At 73.8% G+C, this 10,654-nt stretch carries 11 protein-coding genes and 1 tRNA gene; 3 read left to right on the top strand and 9 right to left on the bottom strand.

Annotated elements, in window-relative coordinates; translation table 11 throughout:
* Positions 1-277: 277 nt before the first annotated feature.
* Positions 278-1,525 (bottom strand): glycoside hydrolase family 27 protein, encoded by a 1,248-nt coding sequence (locus EIW28_RS23735; protein ID WP_197717445.1) that lies wholly within the window; start codon positions 1,523-1,525, stop codon positions 278-280.
* A 239-nt stretch (positions 1,526-1,764) separates the two neighbouring features.
* Here EIW28_RS23735 and EIW28_RS23730 point away from each other — a divergent pair.
* A tRNA-Phe gene (locus tag EIW28_RS23730) sits at positions 1,765-1,838 on the top strand.
* A gap of 51 nt (positions 1,839-1,889) precedes the next feature.
* Here EIW28_RS23730 and EIW28_RS23725 read toward each other — a convergent pair.
* Positions 1,890-2,489: a TetR/AcrR family transcriptional regulator gene (locus tag EIW28_RS23725; protein WP_125250200.1), complete on the bottom strand. Its 600-nt coding sequence runs from the start codon at positions 2,487-2,489 to the stop codon at positions 1,890-1,892.
* Between the two features lie 96 nt (positions 2,490-2,585).
* Between EIW28_RS23725 and EIW28_RS23720 the strand changes: the two genes are divergently transcribed.
* Entirely contained in the window at positions 2,586-3,551 is a 966-nt protein-coding gene (locus tag EIW28_RS23720; RefSeq protein WP_125250199.1) for an NADP-dependent oxidoreductase, read from the top strand.
* Position 3,552: 1 nt separating this feature from the next.
* Here EIW28_RS23720 and EIW28_RS23715 read toward each other — a convergent pair whose 3' ends face one another.
* The 7 genes from EIW28_RS23715 to EIW28_RS23685 all read right to left on the bottom strand — a co-directional run bounded on the left by EIW28_RS23715 (position 3,553) and on the right by EIW28_RS23685 (position 10,090).
* Positions 3,553-4,158, bottom strand: coding sequence for a TetR/AcrR family transcriptional regulator (locus tag EIW28_RS23715; protein WP_232014191.1), 606 nt, complete (start codon positions 4,156-4,158; stop codon positions 3,553-3,555).
* Positions 4,155-5,636, bottom strand: coding sequence for an FAD-dependent monooxygenase (locus EIW28_RS23710; RefSeq protein WP_125250198.1), 1,482 nt, complete (start codon positions 5,634-5,636; stop codon positions 4,155-4,157). Before EIW28_RS23710 ends, EIW28_RS23715 begins: the two co-directional genes overlap by 4 nt.
* Before the next feature lie 200 nt (positions 5,637-5,836).
* Positions 5,837-6,241, bottom strand: coding sequence for a hypothetical protein (locus tag EIW28_RS23705; RefSeq protein WP_125250197.1), 405 nt, complete (start codon positions 6,239-6,241; stop codon positions 5,837-5,839).
* Between the two features lie 112 nt (positions 6,242-6,353).
* The gene (locus EIW28_RS23700; protein ID WP_125250196.1) at positions 6,354-7,583 is read right to left on the bottom strand and encodes an MFS transporter; all 1,230 of its coding nucleotides are present in this window, start codon (positions 7,581-7,583) and stop codon (positions 6,354-6,356) included.
* Between the two features lie 88 nt (positions 7,584-7,671).
* Positions 7,672-8,850: a sulfotransferase family protein gene (locus tag EIW28_RS23695; RefSeq protein WP_125250195.1), complete on the bottom strand. Its 1,179-nt coding sequence runs from the start codon at positions 8,848-8,850 to the stop codon at positions 7,672-7,674.
* A 326-nt stretch (positions 8,851-9,176) separates the two neighbouring features.
* A complete protein-coding gene (locus tag EIW28_RS23690) occupies positions 9,177-9,602 on the bottom strand; it encodes a nuclear transport factor 2 family protein (protein ID WP_125250194.1) in 426 nt (141 codons plus the stop codon).
* A 50-nt stretch (positions 9,603-9,652) separates the two neighbouring features.
* Complete coding sequence (locus EIW28_RS23685) at positions 9,653-10,090, bottom strand: nuclear transport factor 2 family protein (protein ID WP_125250193.1); 438 nt, start codon at positions 10,088-10,090, stop codon at positions 9,653-9,655.
* Between the two features lie 96 nt (positions 10,091-10,186).
* Between EIW28_RS23685 and EIW28_RS23680 the strand changes: the two genes are divergently transcribed.
* On the top strand, positions 10,187-10,654 hold the full coding sequence (locus EIW28_RS23680; RefSeq protein ID WP_125250192.1) for a MarR family winged helix-turn-helix transcriptional regulator: 468 nt from the start codon (positions 10,187-10,189) through the stop codon (positions 10,652-10,654).

The raw sequence follows: 10,654 nt of genomic DNA, 5'->3' as shown, positions 1-10,654 counted from the left end.
CGCGAGGCGATGGAAGAAGCGTGCGGGCGCATCGGCACCCAGCCGATGCGCCCGCACCGAAAACCCAACAACAACCCGAACCGAACCCGACCCATAAACAACCGGACCGCACCGCCCGGCCCGAGGGCGAAAAGCCCAACCCGCAACAGCCACCCAAGGGCAAGAGCCAACCCGACAACCGCCCGGCAGCAACGGGATCGGCCTGCGAAGACCACCCGCCGACCCCGCGCCCAGGGCCGAGCCGAGCTGGACCGGGCCGGACCCAGAAATGGGAAAGCTACGAGAGCCGGAACAGGGCCGAGCTGTGCGGTTGCAGCTTCGCCCGCAAGTGGTCGCCGGGGACGATGTCCGTGCGGGTCCAGCAGTCCCGGACCCGCGCGGGTTGGGGGATGCCCAGGACGGCCCAGGGGAGTTCGAGTTCGGCGGCCTCGGGGCCGCGGTTGAAGACGGCGGCGAAGGCGCCGTCTTCCGATGCCCATGCCAGGTGCTTGCCCTCACGCCAGACCTCGCGGGCCCCCACGGGGTGGCGCTGGGCGGCGAGGACCTCGGGGTTGGTGAGGAGTTCGATCGTTTCAGCGCTCGAACCGGGCAGATCGGCCCCGACCATGAGCGGGGAGCGGGCGATGCACCAGAGGGTGAGCATCGTGCGCTGCTCGTCGGGGGACAGGAGGCTCTCGCGGGGCTCGCCGACTTCGGCGCGGATTCCCATGCGGCCCAAAGGAAGCATGTCCGCGTCGGGCCAGTGGCCGGGGCCGGCGTGCGGGGCCCAGTCCCGGAGGAGGTCGAACTGGGCGTTGATGTCGCGCCAGCGGTCCCACAGGTCGGCCGAGATGCGCCACAGGTGCGAGTGGGCCTTCAGGTGCTCGGCGTGGTCGGTGGACACGTTCATGCCCGGGGAGAGGCTGAGGAGGATGTCCCGGTCGGCTCGGTCGATCGCGTGCCAGAACGCCTCGACCTCGTCCTCCCAGTACGGGGCGATCATGTCGTCCGCCTTGACGTAGTCCACGCCCCAGTCGGCGAACTGTCGCACCAGCGAGTCGTAGTAGGCCTGGCCGCCGGGGTGGGAGTGGTCGATGCCCCAGTTGTCGTCGATCCAGGAGGAGCGCCGCTCCCGGTCGGGGATCTGCGCCGCCGAGTACTCGCTGCCCTTGATCGGGGTGTCGGCCGCGACGGCCTGCCGCGGGACGCCCCGGAGGATGTGCAGACCGAACTTCAGCCCCAGCGAGTGCACGTAGTCGGCCAGGGGCTTGAAGCCCGCGCCGCCCGCCGCGGAGGGGAACCGGTTCGGGGCCGGCTGCGGGAGGCCGTACTCGTCGAGCACCAGCTTGGTCCCCAGGTTGTACCCGCCCGCGCGGGCCGCCGGGTCGTACCACTGGATGTCGACGACGACGTACTCCCAGCCGTACGAGGCCATGTGCTCGGCGATGAACTCGGCGTTCGCGCGGGTCTCGGCCTCGGTGACCGAGGTCCCGAATACATCCCATGAGTTCCAGCCCATCGGCGGAGTGGCAGCGAGTCGGGTCACAGAAACCTCCTCGGGGGTAGGGTGCCCTGTACGCTACTCGCGCCCGCCGACGCCTTCCACCACCCCTTCCGAAATCCTTGCGGCACTTCGATTCGCCCGGATTCGACCGCCAACGGTCCGCCGGCCTGGCCTCCGGCCCGCCGCGGGGGCGGGCGTCACGTTCGCCGCAATACCACTTCGGTGGACCGGTCGGCGATGTTGTACAGTGTTCACGGCAACGCGCACGATGCGTACAGCCTGGCCAGGTAGCTCAGTTGGTACGAGCGTCCGCCTGAAAAGCGGAAGGTCGCCGGTTCGACCCCGGCCCTGGCCACGTTTGGGTGAGCCCTGCTTCTCGGTTCGAGAGGCGGGGCTTTTCTCGTGTTCAGGGGAGGGTCGGGGCCGCGGCGGGGAGCGGGCGGGCCCCCTCGGGGCGGAGGCCGTCGAGGATGATGCCGAGGTAGCGGCACCAGAGGTCGGGGGCGGCGTCGGGGACGGAGCCGGCGACGTAGTTCGGGGCGCACATCAGCAGGAAGACGTCCGTGCCGGTGACGTCGGCGCGGATGGCGCCCGCCTCGGCCGCGCGGGCCACGATGCGGTCGATCGCGTCCATCATGCGGGCCCGGGCCGCGGCCACCTCGGGCATGGAGCCGGCCGCCTCGGCCAGGAACGACAGGTCGCGCTCCTGGCGCTGGGCCGCGGCCGCGGTCAGGAACTCGTGCAGCGCCGCACCCGGGTCGTCGGATTCGAGGAGCCGCTCGCCGAGGCGGTGCAGGTCGTCCATGCGGTCGGTGAGGATCGCGGCGACCAGGTCGTCCTTGGTGGGGAAGTGGCGGAACACGGTCCCCTTGCCGACGCCGGCGCGGCGGGCGATGTCGGCCACCGAGGCGTCGAGGCCGTACTCGGCGAATTCGTCGGCGGCCGCGGCGAGGAGGCGCCTGCGGTTGCGGACGGCGTCGGCGCGCGGCGGGCGGGATGCGGGCATGCCGCGACTCTAGCAAGTTGACCGAACGGTCCGGTTAGTGCTAGCGTCCTTCCGAATAACATGACCGCATGGTCCGTTTATCCGGAGGTTCCAGCCGTGAAAGCAGTTGCCGCACTCGACTACGGCCCGCCCGAGGCCTACACCGTCACCGACCTCCCCGCGCCCCGGCCCGGACCCGGCCAGATCCAGGTCCGCATCGCCGCCGCCTCGATCAACCCCGCCGACGTCCAACTCCCCAGCGGCGAGTTCCGCGAACAGTTCCCCCTCCAGTTCCCGCACGTCCCCGGCAACGACTTCGCCGGCACCGTCAGCGAAGTCGGGCCCGGCGTGGACGCCTACCGGGTCGGCGACGAGGTCTTCGGGCATGCCGTGCCCCGCGCCCTCAAGGCACTGGCCGGGTCCGAGCGGCCCTCGCTCGGGACCGGCTCGCTCGCCGAGTACGCGGTCTTCGAGGCCGATGCGCCCTTCATCGCCCACCGGCCACCGGCACTCGACGTCGAGACCGCCGCGGCCCTGCCCACCGTCGGCCTCACCGCCCGCGCGCTCATGGCCGCCGCCGAGGTCACCGCAGGCGCGACCGCGCTCGTCATCGGCGCCACCGGCGGCGTCGGCACCACCCTGCTGCCGCTCCTCGCAGTGGCCGCCGAGGTCACCGCCACCGCCACGGCGGCCGACGCCGAACTGGTCCGCTCCCTCGGCGCCGCCGCCGTCATCGGCTACGATCCCGAGGCTTACCCGTCTGATGTGGACTACGTCTTCAACCTGGTCCTGCCCGGCGACGCGCTCGCCGACGCGGCCCGGGTGCTCAAGCCCGGCGGGCGCCTCGTCACCATCACCTTCCCTGTCACGCAGCCGGAGCACCTCGGCCGGGACGACGTCGACCTGCGGTTCGTGCTCGACATGGACGGCCGCTACGGCGGCATGGCCGACGTCGCCGCGGCCGCCGCGCGAGGGGACCTCGACGCGGTGATCGGCCGCCGCTACACCCTCGACCAAGGGCCGCAGGCGATCACCGACTTCGCCCGCCGCCACACCACCGGGAAGCTCGTCGTGCGCCTCTGATTCAGGCGATGTCGAAGCCGGCCTGGCGCAGGAGGCGGCCCAGGTAGGCGGTGGTCTCGGCGGCGTCGGGCGGGGTGGGGGTCATGAGGAGGTGCTGCATGATCGCGCCGGTCATCATGTCCATGAGGAGGTCGACGTCGGCGTCCGCCGCGAGCACGCCGGCCGCCTGCGCCTGGAGCATCGCGGCCCGCGCCCGCTCCCGGCGCGGCTCGACGTGGTGGCGCACGTACGCCTCCAGGAGCCGCGGATGGTCCGGCCCGGCCCCGAGCAGCCGCGCGGTCAGGGCCCGGAAGCGCGGCTCGGCCAGCACCTCGCCCCAACGCGGCAGCAGGTCCGCGATCACCTCGGGCAGCGCCTCGGCGGGCCGCCCGGCGTCCGCGGTGTTCGGCAGGTCCTCCCGCGCGTGCTCGATCGCCGCCGCCAGCAGGTCCTCTTTGGAGCTCCAGCGGCGGTAGACGGTCACCTTCGCGACGCCCGCGCGCTTGGCGATCTGCTCGATCCCGGCGTGCTCGACCCCGCGTTCGACGAGGAGCTCCATGGCGGCCTTGAGAATCGCGGCGTCCGCGGCCGGGTCGCGGGGCCGCCCGGGGCCCTCCCGCCCCGTCACCGCCGCCCCCGCAGCACGGCCGCGAGGCGCCGCTCGGCGTCCGCCGGGTCGGCGCCGCGCCACGCCAGGTGGCCGTCGGGGCGCACGAGCAGGACCTCGCCGGGCCCGGAGTCGGTGTGGAGCACGACGACATTGTCGCCGAGGAGGCCGCGGGCGGCCGCCGCGACCCGGTCCGCGGCCGGCTCGGCCCGGCCGGCGAGGACGGCCCAGTCCGGGCCGAGGGCGTCGTACAGGCGCACCGCGGCCCCGCCGTGCTGGCAGTCGCGGTCGGGCACGCGGTCGCCGACGCCGCCGCGGCCGCCGAGCGGCCCGCGCCGGTACGTGACCCACAGCTGCGAGGCGGTCCGCGTCGCCTTGCGCTGCATCGCGGGCAGGCCCAGGAGCGGGACGAAGAGGCGGTCGCGCACGAACCGCGAGACGGGCCCCTCGCCGACCAGGATCCGCGTGTTCCCGGTGGTGCGCTTGAGGACGCCGGCGGCGAGCGGCCGCCGCTCGGCGGTGTACGTGTCGAGCAGCGCGACCCCGGCGCGCCCGCGGGCGACGAGCGCGAGCTTCCACGCGAGGTTCTCGGCGTCCCCGATCCCGGTGTTCATGCCCTGGCCCCCGATCGGGCTGTGCACGTGCGCGGCGTCCCCGGCGAGGAGCACGCGCCCGGCCCGGTAGTCGGCGGCGAGGCGCCGCTGGATGCGGAACACCGAGGTCCAGACGGCGTCGCGGAGCCCGATGTGCTCGCCGCTGCGCTCGGGCACGAGCGCGGCGAACCGCGCGGCGATCTCGCCGCCGGTGAGGCGGCGGTCGCTCGGAGGCACGTCGGCAATGAGCCGCCACAGGCCGCCCTCCTTGTCGCGCATGGGGATCGCGAGGAGGACGCCGTCGCGGTGGAACCAGCCCGCCGAGGTCGTGCGGTCGCGGTCCCAGTCGGCGTGGACGTCGGCGAGGAGGAACTGCTCGACGACCGGGACGCCGGGGAAGCCGATCCCGGCGAGCTCCCGCACGGCGCTGCGGGCGCCGTCGCAGCCGGCGACCCAGTCGGCGCGGATGCGCTCGCCGTCTTCGAGGATCGCGGTCGCGCCGCCGGGGTCCTGCGCGAGTCCGGTGACGCGGCGGCCCCACTCGACGTCGCCGCCGAGGTCGCGCAGGCGGCGGCGCAGCTCGGCCTCGACGTCGGCCTGGGAGGTGAACAGCGCCTGCGTCGACTCGCGCGGGTCGGGCGCGAACCGCATGGTGGCCAACGGTTTCGAGCGGACGTGCATGGTCATGCCGACCGGGGCGAGGGACCGCTCGGGGAGGTCGCCGAGCGCGCCGGTGCGGGCGAGGACCTCGACGCCGCGGGCGTGGAGGATGTTGGCCCGCGAGGTCGCGGCGGGGCCGTCGGCGGCGTCGACGACCCGGACGGCGACGCCGCCCGCGGCCAGGCCGCAGGCGAGCGTGAGGCCGGTGGGGCCGGCGCCGACGACGAGGACTTGCGCTGTGCTCATGCCGACTCGATTCGAATACGTGAACGGATGCGTATACAAATCCTAGCCCGCTGGGCGCGCCCCGTCGAGACCCGCGCAGGGAGCCGCGGGGCCGACCGGCCCGCACTCGCTTCCCGCGTCCCTTCCCGCGCACGCGGCGAGGGGCCGGCCGCTGCTGCGGTCGGCCCCCTCGGCTCCCTGGGGCGGGCGGTGTCGGGCGGTCAGGCGTCCAAGGCCTCGGTGACCTTGCGGGCCATCTCGGCGAGGGTCGGGGACGGCTCGCCCTTGTGGGCGCGGTTCGCCGCCTCGATGACCACGGCGATCGTGGTGCGGAAGTTCTCGGCCTCGGCCGGCTCGTGCGCCTCGAGGACCTTGACGGCCGCGGTGAGCGCCGGCAGGACCCGGTCGGCGATCTCGGCGGCGTTCTTGCCCTTGATCTTCGCGGCCTTCGGGTTGTCGGCGATGGCGTGGCCGACGGCGCCGGTGGCGGCGTTCAGCGCCAGGGCCGCGTCGGTCGCGACCTTGTGGGCCGAGCCGGCGATGCCGGCGATCGAGAGGAGGGTGACGGTGCCCCAGGCGGCGGTGGCGACGGTGGTCTGGTCGGCGGCGGAGAGGGTGTTCGACATCTCGGTGCTCCTTCAAGCGGTGTGTTCGCGGCGGTTCGCCTTGATGGGAGAACTATCGGCGGACGCGCTGACACGCCGCTGACACCGCCCTGACGCGCCGTCCCGGCCCCGGTCAGACGGCCCGTCCGGCCCGCACGCCGGCCTTCGCGGGGTCCCGCGCCAGCCCCGGGACGAGCCGCCCGGCCGCCAGGTACACCCCCGCGGCGGCGACCGCGAGCGCGCCGACACCCAGGTACATGGCCGTGCTGTTCGCGCCCGCGAGGAGCAGCCCGCCGAGGAGGGGCCCGGCGAAGCCGCCGAGCTGCGTGAAGGTCTGCGCGCCGAAGTACGCGCCGCGGGCGGCGGCCGGGGCGATGCGGTCGATGAGCGCGAACTCGGACGGCACGATGAACACCTCCCCGAGGCTGAACACGACCATCGCGGCAACGAAGTGCCACAGCGAGGTCGAGAACGCGAAGCCCGCCATCCCGGCGAACAGCAGCAGCCCGCCCGCGGTGATCGCGGCGACCGGTTCGAGCCGCAGCACGTGCCGGGCGGCCAGGAGCTGGAACGCCACCACGGTGACCGCGTTCGCCGTCATCGCCGCCGCGAGGATCGCCGCGCCGTCGGCGAACCGCATGTCGAGGTCCTGTGCCAGGAGCGCGGAGACGCGCAGCTGCACCGATTCGAGCAGCAGCCCGGCGAACAGGAGGACGAGGAGGCGCGGGTCGGTGGCGACCGCGCGGAGGCTCCCCCGGAGCCGCGCGGCCCCGCCCGCGCCCGCGGCGGCCGGCGCGGTCGGCACGGGCGCGAACCGGACCGCCGCGGCGAGCGCGGCCAGGTAGAGGCCGTAGACGACCGCGGCGGCGGCGAACGCGGCGCGGGCCCCGGAGAGCCCGAGGGCGACGCCGAGGAGCGGGCCGGCGGCGTACCCGGCGTTCGTGGCGAGGTACTGGTGCGAGAACCAGCGCACCCGCGTCCCCGCGGGGAGCAGGTCGCCCAGGAGCGCCTTGCTCACGGGCGCGAACACGCTGCTGGACAGGGCGAGTGCGGCGTTCGCGGCGATCACGGCGGCGAGGTGCTCGGCGGCGGCGAAGGCCGCGAAGGACGCCGCCACCCCGGCGAGTCCGGTGAGGAGGACCGGGACGCGGCCGAAGCGGTCGGAGAGGGCGCCGCCGAAGAACGCGGCGGCGATCGAGCAGAACACCGATGAGCCGATGACGAGGCCGACGGCCGCCGGTTCGAGTCCGAGCTCGCGGCGCAGGAAGAGCGCGAGGAACGGGATCGTCACCGAGTTGGCGAGGCTCATGATCCCGGAGCCGGCGACGAGGAGCCTGGCGAGGGCGGGGGTGCGGCGGTCCATCGCGGGTCCTTTCGGAACGGAGAGGAATACCGGAGGGGGGTATCCCCGACGTTCTTTATACCCGAGAGGGGTATTCCTGGCAAGCGGGTCAGCCGCGCAGGTCGGCGACCTCCTGCCGGTAGTCGCCGAACGCGGCGGCGACCTCGGCCTTGCCGAGGCCGTACCGTTCGAGGGCGGGCCGGTGGTCGCGGCGGTAGGACGGGTCGTCGACGATCGCGTTGAGGCCGTTGCGGTCCGCGGCCGTCCACGGCGCGCCGAGCCGTTCGAACAGCCGCGGCGCGAACTCGTGCGGGTAGCCGGTGAAGCGGTGGTGGTTGACGTCGACGACCGCGTCCTCGGGCAGGGCGCGGCGGAGCTTGCGGCCGCGCTCGACCGCGTCGGCGAGCACCGGGAGCCAGGCGCGGCCGATGGCCGCGGGGTCGGCTTCCTTGCAGTGCAGGGCGGTCAGCTGCTCGGCGACGGAGCAGAACGACGGCACCGCGAACACCGGGTCGCGGTGCGTCCACACGAAGACCGCGTCGGGGAAGACCTGCCGGATCACGTCGAGATGCGCGGTGTGCCAGGGGGACCGGAGGATCCACCGCCGCGGCGGCTCCCCGTACTGGAGCACCTGGAGGACCTGCTTGAGGTGCTCGTAGTCGCCGGCCGGGTCGGCCTGGTCGAGCCGGGCGCGGAACTCCGGGAGCGGCGCGCACGCGAGCGGGGCGTGGGTGCGGGCCATGACCTCGCCCGAGTCCTCGGGCCGGTCGGCCCAGTGCGGGCGCACGGCGTGGAGGCCGGGCGCGAGGCGCCGCAGGGCCGCGGTCTCGCGTTCGACGGCGGCGGCGGCGTCGCGGCCGAGGCCGGTGCGCCGCAGCTCCCAGAGGGCCGGGCCGCGGTGCCCGGGGGCGGCGGCGAGGACGCGGTGGGCGAGGGCCCCGGCCGAGCGCGGCAGGCCCACGATGAACACGGGCCGCTCGACGGGCGCGGCGGCGACGAGCGGGTTCTGGGCGTGGATCCACTTGACGCGCAGGCGGTTCTCGAACTTCTGCTGGGCCCGGCGCAGCTGGATCGTCCAGCCGAGCGGGGTGAGGTCGGGGACCGCGGCGAAGCACTGGAGCAGGAGGCCGAGGTCCTCGGCGTAGGCCCAGTCGCCGGCGTCGGGTTCGACGCCCGCGGCGTCGAGGGTCGCGCGGAGGCGCTCCCGCCAGGCCGCGAGCGCCTCCGCGGGGTCGCGGCGGGCCCGCGCGGTCCGTCCGAGGGCGGCGTTGAGCACCATTCGTCGCATGGGGCGTCCTCACGACACAACGTCCTAAAAGGAATGGATTGTCACTCCCAATCGGTGCAATGTTACCGATGCGCCCCTATCCTGTACAGACCAGGTCGGGCGGGTGCGAACCTCCGGGACACCGATAAGTCCCCTGTGGACTCGTCGCTCTCCGTTCTGGACCGGCTTCCCTTGGGAGCGTTCGACATCGGTTGTCGCCATCCCTGCGGTAGCGCGCGCAAGCGGGGTGCTAACCTGATCGCAGACTTGTCTTCGAGGGGTATGGGCCCTGACCGACGGAAACGCCGGTCAGGGCCTGTTTTGCGCCCTGCTTCAAACCGCCGCGGTCAGAGGACGCGCGCGATGGCCCCGGTGAGGGCGAACGGGACCACCCTGAGGCTGTCGAAGCGCCATCCGGCGGGGGTGCGCCGCGCGGTGTAGTGGTGCGTCCCGGAGGCGATGGCGGCCTCCTCGCCGTTCGCGATGAAGACGCCGATGTCGTTGGCGCGCACCGAGGCGGTGTCGCCGTCGAGTTCGATCACGGTGTTCGCCTTGGTGTGGAGGGTGGCCTCGTAGCCGGTGTGGCCGCTGACCATGGCGACGAGCGCGGGGATGCCGCGGGCCTCGCCGCGCAGCGAGGTGACGACGACGTCCTCGGTGAAGACGCGGTCGGTCTCGTCCCACCGGGCCTCGTCGACCCAGAGGGTGTGGCGGGCGACGAGGTCGTCGAGTTCGGCGCGGTCGGCGAGGCGCTGGAGGAGGTCGGTGCTCATGTCGGGTTCCCTTGCGGTCGTGGGCGGTCGGTGGGGGTCGGTTCGGGGGTTCAGCGGTGCCGCGCGACGTCGCCGGTGCGCGCGAGCGGCGTGACGGCGATGCTCGCGAAGCGCCAGCCGCGCTCGGTGCGGCGGGCGTCGAAGCGGTAGCGGGCGTCGACGAACTGGACGGCCTCGCGGTCCCGGAGGACGAAGACGGCCTTGACGCCGCACTCCACGACCGCCTCGTCGCCGGCGAGCTCGACGGCGACGGAGTGCGTCGCGTGGATCGTCCGCTCGTACTCGCGGTGGCGGCCGAGGGCGAGCTCGGCGACGGCCGCGGCGCCGCTGACCTCCCCGCCGGGGGTGCGGGCGACGGCGTCGTCGGTGAAGACCTCGCCGGTCCGGTCGGCGGCCCGGTCGTCGAGCCAGCGGCTCTGGCGGGCGAGGAGCTCGGTGAGCTCGGCGCGGTCGGCGAGGTCGCGGACCAGGGTCTCGATGGGGGTCACGGGGTGCTCCGATCATTTGTTAGTTACACTAACGTTTGTGATGCTAACGAATATACATCGTTAGTGGCACTAACGCAACGGGGGTAGGGTGTCCCCATGGAAGACCTTCGGTTCGACTACGGCGACGAGACCCCCGAGCTCGTCAAGCGCCAGCTCTCGCGCCTGGCGGGCATGACGAGCGGCCTCATGAGCAGGATCGCCGCCGAGGCCCTCGGCGAGGTGGGCGCCCACAAGTTCCACTTCGTCGTCCTCGCGGCCCTGGACGAGTTCGGGCCCGCGAGCCAGTCCGTGATCGCCGACCGCACCCGCGTCTACCGCTCCGACCTGGTGGCCGTCCTGAACGAGCTCGCCGACGGCGGCTGGATCGTGCGCGCCCCCGACCCGGCCGACAAGCGCCGCAACACGATCACGATCACCGACGCCGGCCGCGAGCGCCTCGCCGAGCTCGACGCCGTCCTCGCCGGCGTCAACGAGCGCATCATGGCGCCCCTCGACGCCGAGGAGCGCCGCCAGCTGTTCGCGCTGCTCGGCCGCGTCAACGCCCACCTCGCGGCGGGCGGCTGA

This window comes from Glycomyces terrestris (assembly GCF_003933745.1).
Classification (GTDB): Bacteria; Actinomycetota; Actinomycetes; order Mycobacteriales; family Micromonosporaceae; genus Glycomyces; species Glycomyces terrestris.
The sequence above is the reverse complement of the archived record's forward strand: the minus strand, read 5'-3'. Positions and strand labels throughout refer to the sequence as shown.